Here is a 16,286-nt window from a genome sequence, read left to right on the forward strand (position 1 = left end):
TATGCCGAAAGCCATAGATTGAAATTCCTAAAGGGATTGTGATAACCGTTCCAATAAAAAGTAGAGATAACTGTGTGAACAAAAGACAAGCAGGTGTATTACTTCATCCAACTTCATTACCCAATCAAACAGGTATGGAGAATGGTTCTGAAAAGGATTTACCAGGCCAATTGAATGACCAGGCCTGGTTGTTTTTAGATTGGATGGAATCAGCGGGTTTAAAGATTTGGCAAATGCTTCCTTTAACTCAGCCACATGATGATTTGTCTCCTTATCAAGCGGTTTCTGCTTTTGCTTTAAATCCGGCATTATTACCCCATGATTGGGAAGCGCATTTTCACCCGGTTGAATTTGCTTTGTATTTAGCAAAGCCGCCACACTGGTTAGAAAATTACGCGTTATTCATGACTATTAGAGAACAGCAAAATCATGCCTCATGGTCAGCTTGGCCGCATGGCTTGAAATATAGAGACGTAGAGACTTTAGAGAATTTTTCAAATGAGCATGCTGATAAAATACTCTTATTAAAAAAGCAGCAGTTTGTTTTATCTTCTATATGGTACAAATTAAAAAAAGATGCCAATCAAAAAGGGATTCAGTTATTTGGGGATATGCCGATTTTTGTGGCTTTTGATAGTGCAGACGTTTGGGCGAATCCTCAGCAGTTTAAGTTAGATAAAAATTTAGACCCAACGGTCGTTACAGGGGTGCCTCCTGATTACTTTTCAGAAACGGGGCAACGCTGGGGTAATCCTCATTACAATTGGGAGGTTATGCAAGCCGATGGTTTTAGTTGGTGGCGCAAGCGAGTTGCGGAGGCTCTTCATCAGTTTGACTTGGTTAGAATTGACCACTTTAGAGGGTTAGATGCTTCTTGGGAAATTGATGCCAAAGAAGAAACTGCGATGAATGGGCAGTGGGTAAAGACTCCAGGTGATGCGCTCTTAGAGGCTTTAAAACAAGATTTTCCTGATTTACCTTTAGTTGCTGAAGATTTAGGAATTATTACTGACGAAGTGGTTGCGCTCAAAGAGAAGTATGCCTTACCAGGCATGTCTGTATTGCAGTTTGGATTTAACGGTTTGCCTGATAATCCTCATTCACTTCATGAACAAGTAAATCATTCTGTAACCTATACGGGTACTCATGATAATGATACGACAATTGGGTGGTTTGAAAGCTTAGATGAAGGGGCAAAAAATTGGGTTATGCAGCAACTCCAACCTTTGGCAGAAGAAGTCGTCGCAAAAGCTGGTTTAGATAAATCTTTAGCTTATACCATGCCTTGGCCTTTAGTCATAGCTGGTTTTAATTCTGTTGCGGAGCGAGTCATTGTGCCGATGCAGGACTTTTTAATGCTGGATGGTGCGCATCGAATGAATGTTCCAGGCACTTCAGAAGGTAACTGGACTTGGCAGTTTAATTGGCAGCAATTACCCGATAACTTAGCTCAAAACATTAATGCTTTGACTCAACAAGCAAAACGTTAGTGAATTAAAAAGACTAAATACAAAATAACAAAATATAAAAGTGATGAATAATTCTATGCAAATTAGTTGGCAAACTCTCGGTAAAGTCTTGCAGTCAAATATCAATGTATTGGCGCAAGGACGTCATTATGACCCCTTTTTATTTTTGGGTTGTCATCCTGTTGATATGTCTGAGAAAGAAAAACATAAAGAGAATGGTTGGAGTTTAACGGTTTGGTTACCATCGGCAGAAGAGGCTGAGGTAGAAGGGATACCCCTTAAACGTGTTGAAGATTCAGATTTATTTATGGCCTTTATTACAGATAAACAAAAAGCAAAACTACCAAAACACTATTCGGTGAAGTGGACCGAAGCTGATCATTCTGTTCATGAAACAATTTCACCTTACACCTTTATGCCACAGTTAGGGGAGTTGGATTTACACCTGTTTTCAGAAGGCCAACATTGGCAAGTGTATGATGTGTTAGGTGCCCATCCTAAGGTTGTAGACGGAGTTTCTGGTGTACAGTTCGCTGTGTGGGCTCCAGCGGCAGAACGTGTTTCTATCGTAGGTGACTTTAATGGTTGGCATGGTTTAAGGCATCCAATGCGTGTAAATGGGGGCTCAGGCGTTTGGGAGTTGTTTATCCCTGGTTTGCAGGCAGGTGATATTTATAAATTTGAAATCCGCAATAGGCAAACTGGTCACTGTTTTACCAAAACAGATCCTTATGCAACTTCTATGGAAGTGCGTCCAAAAACAGGCTGTATTGTTCACGAATCAAAACATAAGTGGAATGACCAGGCCTGGTCAAAACAATTAACTGAATTTGATTGGCAAAAATCGCCAATCAATATTTACGAAGTTCACTTAGGTTCTTGGCAAAGAGCAGATGATGGGAACTTCTTAAGTTATAAAGAAATTGCACATCGATTAGTCGAGTATGTTCAATGGATGGGGTATACCCATATTGAATTATTGCCAATTTCCGAACACCCTCTAGATGAGTCTTGGGGTTATCAAACCACCGGATATTTTGCCCCTACCAGCCGTTTTGGTTCACCGGATGAGTTTCGTTATTTTATTGATTACTGCCACCAACATGATATTGGTGTGTTTTTGGACTGGGTTCCAGCACACTTTCCAAAGGACGAATTTGCACTTGGCCGTTTTGATGGAAGTGCTCTTTATGAACATGAAGATTCTCGCAGAGGTGAGCACCAAGATTGGGGAACTTATATCTTTAATTTTGGGCGTAATGAAGTTAAAAATTTCTTAATTAGTAACGCTTTGTACTGGTTAAAAGAGTTACATATTGATGGTTTGCGCGTTGATGCGGTTGCTTCAATGTTATACCTTGATTACTCGCGTGAAGAAGGTCAATGGTTACCCAATGAACATGGCGGTAGAGAGAACCTCGAAGCCATTGATTTTATGCGTAGCTTAAATGAACAGGTTCATGCTCAATGCCCTGGTGCGGTTGTGATGGCGGAAGAATCAACTTCTTGGCCAATGGTCTCACGCCCAAATTGGATGGGGGGCTTAGGTTTTTCCATGAAATGGAACATGGGTTGGATGAACGACACCCTGGATTATTTTGAAAAAGAACCTATTTATCGTCCTTATCACCATAATCAACTGACTTTTAGCCAGATGTATGCCTATACGGAGAATTTTGTATTGCCACTTTCACACGATGAAGTGGTGCATCTTAAAGGGTCTTTAATTGCAAAAATGCCGGGTGACGATTGGCAAAAAGCCGCTAATTTACGTTTACTGTTAGCTTATCAAGGCTTACACCCAGGTAAAAAATTATTGTTTATGGGGTGTGAGTTTGCGCAGTGGGGCGAGTGGAGTGAATCGCGTTCATTAGATTGGCATTTATGTGAGGATAGCCTAAATCGTGGCGTGCAATTATTGGCTAAATCCGTTAATGAACTCTATAAATCTTATCCGGCATTATATGAACGAGATTTTGAGTCTTCTGGTTTTGAATGGATTGATTGTCATGATTATCAACAATCTATTTTAAGTTTTATACGTCACTCTGAAAATCAAAAATTAATCTGCGTGTTTAACTTTACCCCGGTTCCTAGAGAGCGTTATCGTATTGGCTTACCTCAAGCCGGGCAGTATATTGAAGTGCTTAACTCTGATTCAGAACTGTTTGGTGGAAGTAATAAGGGAAATGCGGGGCATGTTAATAGTGAAGACGTTGCCTGGATGAACCAATCCTATTCAACCGAAATGACTTTGCCGCCATTAAGTGTGGTGGTTTTAAGACTTAAATAAGTGAATGCATATGAGCAAAAGACTATTGTTTTAGTTGAACGCTTTTTGCAAAAAAAAACGCAGATTACAATAACTTTACGAGACCTTTGCACGAGATAGGTGCGAAAGAAAAATGAGGGAAAATTTGCCTGATTGCGGCGCGAATCGCAGGGAATAGCGAGCTATTCGCAAGTTTTGCAACAAAAATCAGGTGAATTTTAACCATTTTTACTCGTGCATACTCTCGTGCAAAGGTCTCTTTACATTTAAAAACTCGGAGACTTGGTGTCTTCGTGGTGAAACATAAATCAGGAAACTAAATGAAAATTCTTTTTGCAACATCAGAAGCTCACCCATTTATTAAAACTGGTGGTTTAGCTGATGTTTCGGGCAGTTTACCCAATGCTTTAGTCGCTCTTAAACATAAAGTTCGTTTAGCGTTACCCGCTTATCAGTCCGTCTTGAAAAAAGTCAGCAATAAAGGGATTAAAAAAGTCGCTGAGCTTAGCGTGAATGGATGTGGAAAAGCTTATCAAGTGCGAGTTTTACAACTTAAAACCGGCGCGATGAAAGGCGTTGATTTTCCGGTATGGTTGATTGATATTCCAGAGTTATTTGACAGGCCTGGTAATCCTTATCTAGCCGAAGATGGCACCGATTGGTGGGATAACGGCGAGCGTTTTGCGGTATTTTCCATGGTGGTTAATGAGCTGGCTATGAATCGTGTAGGCTTAAAGTGGCAGCCGGATGTTGTGCATAGTAATGATTGGCAAACGGGGCTTGTACCGGCGTTGTTAAGCCTTGAAAAGGATGCCCCTAAAACGGTGTTTACCATTCATAATATGGCTTATCCTGGTAATTTCCCTAAGTCTTTGTTTGATTCTCTGAGATTGCCTTGGCAACTTTGGGGGGTTGATGGCGTTGAGTTTTACGGCCATTTTTCAATGCTTAAAGCCGGGTTAATAAAGGCGGATTGGGTCTCAACGGTAAGCCCAACTTATGCTAAAGAAATTTGTTACCCTGCATTTGCCTATGGCATGGAAGGTATTTTACAGAAGCGAGATGCCGAAGGTCGGTTGACAGGGATTATTAATGGTATTGATGAAGATGTTTGGAACCCTGAAACAGACAATTTAATTGAAAAAAATTATTCTGTTAAAAAAGGTCGAATAGCCGGCAAGCTTGCTAATAAAAAAGCGTTGTTGGCAGAGCTTTGCATCTTGCGCGGCGAAAAAGAGAAAAAGTCTTTAGAACGTTTATCTAGCTGTATGGATAAGCCACTGATTGGTTTAGTGGGTCGTTTAGTTGAACAAAAAGGAATGGATTTGGTGCTTGAGGTTATGCCCGAGCTGATTCAACAGACCAACGCAAATTTTGTGGTTGTGGGTACGGGAGATAAATATTTTGAAGCTCAGATTAAATCAATCTCAAAAAAATACCCGCATCGTCTATGGACATTTATTGGGTATTCAGAATCTTTAGCACACCGAGTTGAAGCGGGGGCGGATATGTTTTTAATGCCATCTCGTTTTGAGCCTTGTGGGTTAAATCAAATGTATAGCTTGGCGTATGGCACGCCTCCAATTGTTCACCATACCGGTGGACTGGCTGACACCGTTGTTAATGCCACCAATGAAAATATAAAAGCAGGAACCGCTACTGGGTTTGTCTTTTATGACCCGAGCCATCATGCTCTAAAATCAACTATCTTGCATGCCTTACACCTTTTTGGCAAAAAACGTACCTGGCAAAAAATTCAAAAAACAGGTATGGAACAGTCATTAGATTGGAAGCATAGTGCAAAAAAATATATAGAAATGTATTCGGAGAAAAAGTAATGCCTACGCACATAGAAGCAAAAAGAATGGAAGTCATAGTTAATATGCTCCAGCATATTGGTATGGAAAAAGATGATATTGAAAGCGATTTCTTAAAATATTTATGCAATACATTAGGTCGTAATATCACCTCTGAAGACTATTACCTATATAAGGCGCTGTCTTACACCATGCGAGATCGATTAATGGCGCATTGGAAAAAGACCTGGGAAGCATATAACGATAAAAAAATAAAGAAAGCATATTATCTTTCAATGGAATTTTTAATCGGTCGCTCCTTAACGAATAACTTACTCAATTTAGGAGTAGAGTCGGAAACTGCGCAGGCGATGTATGACCTAGGTATCAATTTAGAAGAACTTGAAGATGCAGAGCGTGATGCAGGTTTAGGAAACGGTGGTTTAGGTCGATTAGCCGCTTGCTTTATGGATAGTTGTGCTACTTTGCAGCTACCGGTTATGGGGTATGGCTTGCGTTATGAATATGGAATGTTTCGCCAGTTAATTCAAAATGGTTATCAAATCGAAGAGCCAGACCACTGGTTAGGCGTTGGTCCGTATCCTTGGGAAGTTGAGCGTTCTGAGTATACCCGAGTGATTAAATTTGGGGGTGAAACGCGAGAATATACTGACCCACATACAGGGCAACTTATTGTGCATTGGGAAGGTGCTGAAGTGGTTGAAGCCGTTCCTTTTGATGTCCCTATTCCAGGGTTTAAAAATCAAACCGTTAATACGCTTAGACTTTGGTCTGCCCAGGCTCAAGAAGGGTTTAATTTGTCTCAGTTTAATGCAGGGTCATACCATGAAGCCGTTGCAGAAAAAGCCGAAGCTGAAAACATTACTATGGTCTTATACCCCAATGATAGCAGTGAAAACGGTAAGGTTTTAAGACTAAAGCAGCAATATTTTTTAGTCTCGGCAAGTTTGCAAGATGTCGTTCAACAGTGGAAACACAATAATACAAGTTTCGATGACTTTGCAAAATACAATGCCTTTCAATTAAATGATACTCATCCAAGTTTAGCGGTAGCTGAATTAATGCGTTTATTAGTTGATAAAGAGGGGGTTGAATGGAACGAAGCCTGGAAGATTACCTCCGAAACAATGGCCTATACCAATCATACTCTATTACCTGAGGCCTTAGAAAAATGGTCCGTTGGTCTATTTGAAATGTTACTACCGCGCCCTTTAGAAATTATCTACGAGATCAATCATCGTTTCTTAGCCCAAGTCTCTATGAAGTGGCCTGGGGATGTAGATAGACAACGTCGCATGTCAATTATTGATGAGCATAATAATGTTTGTATGGCTTATTTAGCCATTGTGGGAAGTCATTCGGTAAATGGCGTTGCTGCTTTACATTCAGAGTTATTAAAAGAGGGTCTTTTTAATGACTTTTATCAGCTTTGGCCAGAAAAATTTAATAACAAAACCAATGGTGTGACTCAAAGACGTTGGTTGGCTGGCTGTAACACGGAATTACGAGCGTTATTAAAAGACAAAATTGGTGAAGGTTGGATTACTAAACTTACCGAGCTAGAAAAGATTGAGCCTTTAGCAAATGATGAAGCCTTTCAGAAAGCCTGGTATGAAGTTAAACAAAACAATAAACAGCGTTTAGCTGAAATGGTCGAGCGTAAAACAGGGGTTAAGTTATCTATTGATTCTATGTTTGATGTTCAAGTTAAACGTATTCATGAATATAAACGTCAGTTGTTAAATGTACTTCATGTTATTCATCTTTATGCTCGAATTAAAGAAGGTGATACCGCTAATTGGACAAACCGGAGTGTTATTTTTGGTGGTAAAGCGGCACCGGGATATGTAATGGCAAAAAATATTATTAAACTCATTAATAATGTTGCACAAATCGTTAACGCTGATCCAGATGTTGGTGATAAGTTAAAAGTTGTGTTCTTTCCTAACTATCGCGTTTCTGCTATGGAAGTCATCTGTCCGGGAACCGATTTATCAGAGCAAATCTCTACTGCGGGTAAAGAGGCTTCTGGTACAGGGAACATGAAGTTTATGATGAACGGAGCTTTAACTATTGGGACTTTAGATGGTGCCAATGTTGAGATTAGAGAAGCCGTCGGCGATGACAATTTCTTTTTATTTGGATTAAAAACGCCAGAAGTTGAAGATTTACGTCATCATTATCAGCCACAAAATTACATCAATGAGAGTCATGCGCTAAAGTCAGTGATGTCATTATTAGAATCGGGTCACTTCAATCAATTTGAACCAGGTATTTTTAACGATATTATCAACTCAATAAAAAGCCCAACAGATCCATGGATGACACTGGCTGACTTCCAAAGCTATATTGAGGTTCAAGAACAAGCGGCACAAGCTTATCAAAACCGAAGTAATTGGCTAAGAATGAGTATTATTAACTCAGCTCGAAGTGGTATTTTTTCAACAGACAGAACCATGAAAGAATATAACGAAGATATTTGGAAATTAGAACCTATTACCATTAAAGACTAAGGTTACATGACTCAAAAATCATGTAATTTACTCTTTTAAACCCATCAAAAAAACCAAGCCTGGAAAACTAACCAGGCCTGGTAACTCAATAACACTTCCATATCAATCACTGGTATTTCTAGTAAAACCATGCTGTACCCACGAATCCTCTAACGTCATTGCGAGCAAAGCGAAGCAATCCAGGGTTAAAGTCTAAATACAGCGCCCCGCCGTGAGCCATGGATTGCCACGGTCTACGACCTCGCAATGACAAAATGATTATGTCATAACAATATCTACCATGCTTGCAATCACAAAATTCTTAAACAATTCCATTCAATTAGGGGCATAGAAAGAAAAACTTTTTTTATCTTAAAGATAGCTACTAAATCGTATAAGGATTAATTTTAAATCACTTGAATCTGGTTACTTATTTAATATACTATCGAATTAGTATTAATGATTATTTGCACGGGTTATTGTCGTATAAATTTTAAAGGTTTAGTATGAAACGAGATCAGCATGGGTTTAGTTTGGTAGAGTTGAGTATGGTGCTTGTAATTATCGGCTTGTTGTTTGGTGCAGTGTTAAAGGCGCAAGCGATGATTGAAAATGCTCAGATAAATGCTGATATTAAAAAGTTATCAGAGTTTAAGATGATATCTCTGCTCTATAAAGATAAATTGTCCAAACTTCCTGGCGAAGATACAAGTAAGCCAGGCAGGTTTAAAACAGTTCTATCGTCAGACGCTTCTCCAAGCGAAGGTTATTTTTATGATATTTTTCAAGCAGGTTTTAGTCAAAGTCTACATCCGATGCCATCAATAGGAAGCGCATTTAAAGCCACTTGGGGCGGTAGTAGTGGTGCAAACTATGGCTTAATCGCAGGGGAAAATCAGTTGTGTATTACCGATATTGATGTCAACTTGGCTAAATCAATAGAATCACAATTAGATGAAGGTTCAAGAACCAGTGGAGAAATTGAGTATACATTAAATGGTTCGCAGCTTTGTATGAGGTTATAGGCTTTTTAAGAGAGCATGTTTGTCGTTAGTTTTGTTAATTAATCGCAGGAGAATCTACCTATTAACTTGGAAATAAATACAGAAAGCAGGGCTTTTAATATAAAATACCAAGCTTATTTTGTTTGTATTGAGTTGAGTTATGTGCGGAATTGTTTGCGGAGTAGCAGAAAGAAATATTGTTCCCATACTTTTGGAAGGTCTTAAGCGTCTCGAATACCGAGGCTATGATTCTTCTGGTATTGCACTTTTAGATTCTCAAGGTCATATTCAACGTGTACGCTCTCTGGGTAAGATTATTAATCTAGAGAAAAAAGTTCAATCACAAACGACAGAATTTAATGGCAGTATTGGTATAGCTCATACTCGCTGGGCTACGCATGGTGTTCCGGCCAAAAATAATGCCCATCCCCATATCTGTAATAATCAAGTAGCAGTTGTTCATAACGGTATTATTGAAAATTACCAGAGTTTAAAATCCCAGCAGCTTACAGAAGGTTATCTTTTTACTTCAGAGACCGATACAGAAGTCGTTGCCCATGGTATTCACCAGCAATTAGAAAATTCATCTACTTTGTTACAAGCTGTTCAAAAAGCGGTTGCTCTCTTTGATGGAGCCTATGCGTTAGGTGTTATTTCTTCAGATTTCCCAGAAACACTCATTGCAGCAAGAAAAGGTAGTCCTTTAGTCATTGGTGTGGGGATTGGTGAACATTTTATCGCTTCTGATGTGTCAGCATTATTGCCTGTTACTCAAAACTTCATCTTTTTAGAAGAGGGGGATGTTGCAGAGCTTTCCCGCGAAAGTGTCAAAATTTATAATGCAAATGGAGATTTGGTTAAACGCCCAATAAAACAGTCTCAGCTATCAGCTAACGCGGTAGATTTAGGTGAACATCGCCATTACATGCACAAAGAAATTTTTGAACAACCACAAGCCGTCATCGACACACTTGAAGCTCGAATAACTAAAGATAGTGTTTTAACCTCCGCTTTTGGGCATAATGCCGAAGCGATTTTTAAAACCATTCAACAAATCCAAATCATTGCTTGCGGTACCTCTTATCATTCTGGATTAGTCGCTAAATATTGGTTTGAAGACATTATTGGTCTGCCTTGTCAGGTTGAAGTCGCTAGTGAATATCGTTACCGTAATCCAGTTATTCAAAACAATACCCTGTTTGTTACGATTAGTCAGTCAGGCGAAACGGCCGACACACTTGCAGCACTGCAACAAATTAAAAATTACTGTCATTGCGAAGAGCAAAGTGCCGCGGCAATCCATGGAAATCAAAAGGCCAGAACAACCCTTAATATCCCAACGTTAACCATTTGTAATGTTCCAGAATCCAGTCTAACTAGAGAGAGTGATTTAACATTCTTAACTCATGCCGGGCCTGAAATTGGGGTGGCATCAACTAAAGCTTTTACTACACAATTAGTCGCGTTATCTTTATTATTAACCTCTGTTGGTAAAACATTAGGGTTAATGGATAAAGAACAAGAGCAAAAAATTGTACACGGTTTAATCAAATTACCAGGCCTAGTAACCAGTGCTTTAGAGCATGAAAATGAAATAAAAGAGATTGCCAATACTTTTGCGGATAAAAACAATGCACTGTTTTTAGGGCGTGGAACCATGTACCCCATTGCGCTGGAAGGTGCTTTAAAGCTAAAAGAAATAAGCTATATTCACGCGGAAGCTTATCCTGCAGGAGAGCTAAAGCATGGCCCGTTAGCGTTAATTGACGAGCTTATGCCAGTCGTGGCAATTGCTCCAAAAGATGATTTACTAGAAAAATTAAAATCAAATTTACAAGAAGTCAAAGCCCGTGGTGGACAAATGATCGTCTTTGAAGACGAAGAGTCCGATGTCAGTTCAGACAAAGATTTTAAAGTGGTGAAAACAACGAGTAATGTTGGCCGAATTACCGCCCCAATAACCTTTAATATTCCACTGCAATTATTAAGCTACCACGTAGCCCTAATTAAAGGCACTGACGTGGATCAACCAAGAAACCTGGCTAAGAGTGTCACTGTAGAGTAATGGATTTATTAACCCTAATACAACAAGGAGAATCTGGCACGCTAGAGTTTAAGCAATCATTTGGTAAAGAAGCGATTGAAACGATGTGTGCTTTTGCCAATGCTAAAGGGGGATGGTTGTTAGTTGGTGTGCAAGATAACGGCACGATATCAGGGTTGGCAGTAACTGAAGAAACACCACAAAAGATTATTAACCAAATCAAAACGCAAACAGAGCCAGGTTTAATTGTGGATGTTGAACCAGTGTTAATTGAAAACAACTCTGTTTTAGTAATTAAGGTAGGTGAATTTCCAATTAAGCCAGTCAGTTTTAAAGGGCGATTCTACCAGCGCAAAGTCAATAGCAATCACCAAATGACGCTGACTGAAATTGCCAATATGCACCTTCAATCTCTGCAATTGTCATGGGATGCCTACCCTGCCAGTGCCACAAATTTGAATGATTTAGACCCAACGAAAATTAAAAAGTTTATCGAGCGAGTGAATCAAAAAGGGCGTTTTAGCTTAAACGGAACACCTGAAGAAAGCCTTATCAAACTCAATCTGCTTAAAGAAAACCAGGTGACTCACGCCGCTAATTTGTTATTTGGCAAAGAGCAAAATACTTACAATATTCATATCGGGCGCTTTAAGACACCAAGTATGATTATTGACGATAAAATGGTTCGTGCCACCTTGTTTGATGCAGTCGAAGAAACTATGCGTATCATCATTTCTCATCTCAAAGTCGCCTTTGAAATTACTGGAAAAAAAGTCGAGCGCACCGAAATTTTTGAATATCCGCTTGAAGCTCTTCGTGAATTGGTATTAAACTCAATCATTCATCGAGATTACACTAGTCCCGTGGACAATCAAATTAAAATATTTGACCAAAAAATCACTATTTTTAATCCTGGAAAACTCTATGGCGACTTAACCATTGAGCAATTAAAAACCGATAGTTACCCCTCGCGTACCCGTAATAAGCTGGTTGCCGAAGGCTTTTACTTAACTGGGGATATCGAAAAATACGGTAGTGGTTATCAGCGTATCCGAAAAGCAATACAAAATTACCCAACCATGACTTTTGATTATGAAGAAAGCGGGGATGGCTATATGGTTGCCATTGGTTATAATCAACAAAAACAAACTTCGGTAACGAATGAGGGTGTAACTGAGGGTGTAACTGAGGGTGTAACTGAGGGTGTAACTGAGGGTGTAAAAAAACTTCTAGATTTTATCCAAAAAAATCCAGGCTTAAGAACTACGCAAATTGAAACGCAGCTTAATGTGCCAGTAAAAACCCTAGAACGCTGGTTAAAACAATTAAAAGACCAAAATATGATAGAGTTTCGTGGTGCGTCTAAAACAGGTGGATACCATGCTAAATAAATTTTTAGTTTTGTTAGTAGTTGCCACGGCACATAAAAATGATTTACTAGAAAAACTAAAATCAAATTTACAAGAAGTAAAAGCACGCGGTGGGCAAATGATCGTCTTTGAAGACGAAGAGTCCGATACATGTCCTGTGGCCATAGAAAAACAACAAGGGCATAGGATTAGTTCAGACAAAGATTTTAAAGTCGTAAAAACCACCACTAATGTTGGCCGAATTACCGCCCTAATAACTTTTAATATTCCATTGCAGTTACTAAGCTACCATGTAGCCTTAATTAAAGGCACTGATGTGGATCAACCCCGAAATTTAGCAAAATCAGTTACAGTAGAATAAAATCGTAGAGTAAATATGAAAAAGAAAGCTTTAATAACAGGTGTCACCGGCCAAGACGGCTCTTACTTAGCCGAGTTTTTATTAGAAAAAGGCTATGAGGTCCATGGTATTAAACGTCGTGCCTCTTCATTTAATACTCAGCGTGTAGATCATATTTACCAAGATCCCCATGTGGATAATAAAAACTTTATTCTGCATTATGGTGATTTAACCGATTCTTCAAACCTAACGCGTATTTTGCAAGAAGTGCAACCTGATGAAGTCTATAACCTAGGTGCTCAGTCTCACGTAGCTGTATCATTTGAATCCCCAGAATATACTGCTGATGTGGATGGTATGGGAACCTTGCGTTTATTAGAATCGATTCGTTTATTAGGTTTAGAAAAGAAAACCAAATTCTACCAGGCCTCTACCTCTGAACTGTTTGGTGAAGTACAAGAGATTCCACAAAAAGAAACCACTCCTTTTTACCCACGATCACCTTATGCCGTCGCTAAAATGTACGCCTATTGGATTGTAGTCAACTACCGTGAATCTTATGGCATGTATGCCTGTAACGGGATTTTGTTTAACCACGAATCACCGCGCCGAGGTGAAACCTTTGTAACCCGTAAAATCACCCGTGGTTTAGCCAATATCTCACAAGGGTTAGAGCACTGTTTATATATGGGGAATATAGATGCCTTACGTGACTGGGGACATGCCAAAGATTACGTGCGTATGCAATGGATGATGTTACAACAAGAACAAGCCGATGACTTTGTCATCGCAACGGGCGTGCAATACTCAGTTCGTCAGTTTATAAAATGGTCAGCAGAAGAGCTAGGCGTTACCGTAGAATTTACGGGTAAAGGCCTAGATGAAATTGGAACCATTACCGCGATTGAAGGAGATAAAGCCCCAGCACTTAATGTAGGTGACGTGATTGTCAGAATTGACCCACGTTACTTCCGCCCTGCTGAAGTAGAAACCTTATTAGGTGACCCCGCTAAAGCCAAACAAAAACTAGGCTGGACACCAGAAATTACCGTACAAGAAATGTGTGCAGAAATGGTAGCAGAAGATCTTAAAGTCGCTCAACGCCATGCCTTGCTAAAAGAACACGGTCATGATGTTCCGGTTTCTGTGGAGTAGTTTTACTACAAAGATTTTCACCACGAAGGCACGAAGACACGAAGATTTTGAGAGATTCTTCACTTCGTTCAGAATGACAAATTGTTTTGTCATACTGAGGCTTTAGCCCAAGGATCTAACCCCCTACTGTCATTGCGAGGAGAAAATCGACGTGGCAATCTCTTTCAATTTACGTCATTATCGGACTTGATCCGATAATCTTTAATAAGGGAGTGAGATCCCCGGGTCAAGCCCGAGGATGATGGTGGATAAATTATCATTGCCCAGTACAAACGTCATTACCCGTGACCATACGTCATTACCCGACTTGATCGGGTAATCTCTACGGTGTGTCTTTGTCCCGTTTGACTAGATAATCTCTTACAACATAAAATCATAAAGATGAGTTTATACACATGAAAACAATTTTTGTAGCAGGCCATAGAGGCATGGTGGGTTCTGCGATTGTACGTCAGTTAGAACAAGATAGCAGTAACACAGTGATTACCTCTACCCGCTCTGAATTGGACTTAACTAATCAGCAAGCGGTTAATGAATATTTTGCCGCTAACCAAATTGACCAAGTCTATTTAGCAGCGGCTAAGGTGGGCGGTATTCATGCTAATAATGAATACCCGGCAGAATTCATTTATGAAAACCTCATGATTGAAGCCAATATTGTGCACGCAGCTCATCAAAACGATGTGCAGCAACTGCTGTTTTTAGGATCGTCTTGTATTTACCCTAGGCTTGCGCCACAACCAATGAAAGAAGATGCATTACTAACAGGTGAATTGGAATGTACTAATGAACCTTATGCCATTGCTAAGATTGCTGGCATTAAGTTATGCGAAAGCTATAATCGTCAATACGGACGTGATTACCGCTCAGTGATGCCAACCAATCTGTATGGTGAAAACGATAACTTTCATCCAGAGAACTCACATGTGATTCCGGCTTTATTAAGACGTTTTCATGAAGCAAAGTTAAATAATGATCCAGTAGTCATGGCTTGGGGTTCTGGTAAGCCAATGCGTGAGTTTTTGCATGTAGATGATATGGCCCAAGCCTCTATTTTTGTGATGAACTTAGATAATGAAATTTATCAAAAAGAAACTCAACCCATGCTCTCTCATATTAACGTGGGAACAGGGGTGGATTGTACGATTCGTGAATTGGTCGAGACCGTGGCTAAAGTGACGGGTTATGAAGGCCAAATTGAATTTGATGCCACCAAACCCGATGGTGCACCAAGAAAGCTAATGGATGTATCACGTTTAGAAAGATTAGGCTGGAAAGCTAAAACGTCTTTAGAAGAAGGTTTAGCGATGACCTATGAGTGGTTTTTAGCGCATCAAGATGACTACCGAAAATAATTTTTGTCTTTAGATGAATTATTTGAGTGGATAAAATATTAAAAGGTTTTTAATGAATGAATAATAACAGATTAACCCATCTTAGAAAACTTGAAGCAGAATCCATTCACATTATGCGTGAAGTGATTGCTGAGTTCGAAAATCCAGCAATGCTTTATAGTGTTGGGAAAGATTCATCGGTCATGCTTCATTTAGCGCAAAAAGCCTTTTACCCTGCACCACCACCTTTTCCTTTAGTTCATGTAGACACTACTTGGAAGTTCAAGGAGATGATTGAATTTCGTGACCAACGTGCCAAAGAAGTGGGTATGGAATTAATTGTTCATATTAATCCCAAAGGGCAAGAGATGAACATCTCTCCCTTTGAGCATGGTTCTGGCATGCATACCGACATTATGAAGACTGAAGGGCTTCGCCAGATGTTGGATATTTACCAATACGATGCCGTATTTGGTGGGGCGCGTCGTGATGAAGAAAAATCCCGTGCAAAAGAACGTATTTACTCTTTCCGTGATAAAAACCATCGTTGGGATCCAAAAAATCAACGTCCAGAATTGTGGGAAATTTATAATGGACGACACCAAAAAGGCGAATCTATTCGTGTTTTTCCGTTATCTAATTGGACCGAGCTGGATATTTGGCAGTACATCTACTTAGAAGGTGTTCCAATTCCTGATTTGTATTTCTCAAAAGAGCGCCCTGTTGTCGAGTATGGCGGAACTAAGATTATGGTTGATGACGAGCGTATGCCAGAAGAATTGCGTAACAAAGCGAAAATGGAGAGTGTACGTTTTAGAACATTAGGCTGTTACCCTCTAACAGGTGCAGTTGAATCAACGGCAACTACCTTACCTGAAATTATCCAAGAAATGTTGTTGACCAAAGTATCAGAAAGACAAGGTCGAATGATTGATCACGATGAAGCAGGATCAATGGAAAAGAAAAAAATCGAAGGGTATTTCTAAAGG

The 16,286-nt window shown here is 39.6% G+C and carries 10 protein-coding genes and 1 pseudogene; all 11 read left to right on the plus strand.

Annotation, left to right across the window (positions count from 1 at the left end):
* Positions 1 to 74: 74 nt before the first annotated feature.
* The 11 genes and pseudogenes from malQ (at position 75) to cysD (ending at position 16,283) form a co-directional block, all read left to right on the plus strand.
* The gene (gene malQ / locus BS34_RS0101965; protein ID WP_051640635.1) at positions 75 to 1,490 is read left to right on the plus strand and encodes a 4-alpha-glucanotransferase; all 1,416 of its coding nucleotides are present in this window, start codon (positions 75 to 77) and stop codon (positions 1,488 to 1,490) included.
* Between the two features lie 55 nt (positions 1,491 to 1,545).
* Positions 1,546 to 3,762, plus strand: a complete 2,217-nt coding sequence (glgB, locus tag BS34_RS0101970; RefSeq protein ID WP_029406878.1) for a 1,4-alpha-glucan branching protein GlgB — start codon at positions 1,546 to 1,548, stop codon at positions 3,760 to 3,762.
* Positions 3,763 to 4,061: 299 nt separating this feature from the next.
* Entirely contained in the window at positions 4,062 to 5,579 is a 1,518-nt protein-coding gene (glgA, locus tag BS34_RS0101975; RefSeq protein WP_029406879.1) for a glycogen synthase GlgA, read from the plus strand.
* Entirely contained in the window at positions 5,579 to 8,071 is a 2,493-nt protein-coding gene (locus BS34_RS0101980) for a glycogen/starch/alpha-glucan phosphorylase (RefSeq protein ID WP_029406880.1), read from the plus strand. Before glgA ends, BS34_RS0101980 begins: the two co-directional genes overlap by 1 nt.
* 485 nt (positions 8,072 to 8,556) lie before the next feature.
* Positions 8,557 to 9,075, plus strand: a complete 519-nt coding sequence (locus tag BS34_RS12465) for a type II secretion system protein (RefSeq protein WP_029406881.1) — start codon at positions 8,557 to 8,559, stop codon at positions 9,073 to 9,075.
* Positions 9,076 to 9,214: 139 nt separating this feature from the next.
* Positions 9,215 to 11,119: a glutamine--fructose-6-phosphate transaminase (isomerizing) gene (gene glmS, locus BS34_RS0101990; protein WP_029406882.1), complete on the plus strand. Its 1,905-nt coding sequence runs from the start codon at positions 9,215 to 9,217 to the stop codon at positions 11,117 to 11,119.
* Positions 11,119 to 12,489 (plus strand): RNA-binding domain-containing protein, encoded by a 1,371-nt coding sequence (locus tag BS34_RS0101995; protein ID WP_029406883.1) that lies wholly within the window; start codon positions 11,119 to 11,121, stop codon positions 12,487 to 12,489. The genes glmS and BS34_RS0101995 overlap by 1 nt, the downstream gene beginning before the upstream one ends.
* 16 nt (positions 12,490 to 12,505) lie before the next feature.
* Positions 12,506 to 12,829, plus strand: a pseudogene (locus BS34_RS0102000) (hypothetical protein); the annotation flags it as partial.
* A gap of 15 nt (positions 12,830 to 12,844) precedes the next feature.
* On the plus strand, positions 12,845 to 13,963 hold the full coding sequence (gmd, locus tag BS34_RS0102005; protein ID WP_029406885.1) for a GDP-mannose 4,6-dehydratase: 1,119 nt from the start codon (positions 12,845 to 12,847) through the stop codon (positions 13,961 to 13,963).
* Positions 13,964 to 14,358: 395 nt separating this feature from the next.
* On the plus strand, positions 14,359 to 15,318 hold the full coding sequence (locus BS34_RS0102010) for a GDP-L-fucose synthase (protein ID WP_029406886.1): 960 nt from the start codon (positions 14,359 to 14,361) through the stop codon (positions 15,316 to 15,318).
* A gap of 56 nt (positions 15,319 to 15,374) precedes the next feature.
* Positions 15,375 to 16,283, plus strand: coding sequence for a sulfate adenylyltransferase subunit CysD (gene cysD, locus BS34_RS0102015; RefSeq protein WP_029406887.1), 909 nt, complete (start codon positions 15,375 to 15,377; stop codon positions 16,281 to 16,283).
* Positions 16,284 to 16,286 lie beyond the last annotated feature (3 nt).

It is taken from the genome of Thiomicrorhabdus sp. Milos-T2 (assembly GCF_000702325.1).
Classification (GTDB): Bacteria; Pseudomonadota; Gammaproteobacteria; order Thiomicrospirales; family Thiomicrospiraceae; genus Thiomicrorhabdus.

What these genes read in the sequence shown, in the direction of transcription:
- glgB (WP_029406878.1), top strand. Translation starts at nt 1,546, where the DNA reads ATGCAAATTAGTTGGCAAACTCTCGGTAAAGTCTTGCAGTCAAATATC.
- glgA (WP_029406879.1), top strand. Translation starts at nt 4,062, where the DNA reads ATGAAAATTCTTTTTGCAACATCAGAAGCTCACCCATTTATTAAAACT.
- BS34_RS0101980 (WP_029406880.1), top strand. Translation starts at nt 5,579, where the DNA reads ATGCCTACGCACATAGAAGCAAAAAGAATGGAAGTCATAGTTAATATG.
- BS34_RS12465 (WP_029406881.1), top strand. Translation starts at nt 8,557, where the DNA reads ATGAAACGAGATCAGCATGGGTTTAGTTTGGTAGAGTTGAGTATGGTG.
- glmS (WP_029406882.1), top strand. Translation starts at nt 9,215, where the DNA reads ATGTGCGGAATTGTTTGCGGAGTAGCAGAAAGAAATATTGTTCCCATA.
- BS34_RS0101995 (WP_029406883.1), top strand. Translation starts at nt 11,119, where the DNA reads ATGGATTTATTAACCCTAATACAACAAGGAGAATCTGGCACGCTAGAG.
- gmd (WP_029406885.1), top strand. Translation starts at nt 12,845, where the DNA reads ATGAAAAAGAAAGCTTTAATAACAGGTGTCACCGGCCAAGACGGCTCT.
- BS34_RS0102010 (WP_029406886.1), top strand. Translation starts at nt 14,359, where the DNA reads ATGAAAACAATTTTTGTAGCAGGCCATAGAGGCATGGTGGGTTCTGCG.
- cysD (WP_029406887.1), top strand. Translation starts at nt 15,375, where the DNA reads ATGAATAATAACAGATTAACCCATCTTAGAAAACTTGAAGCAGAATCC.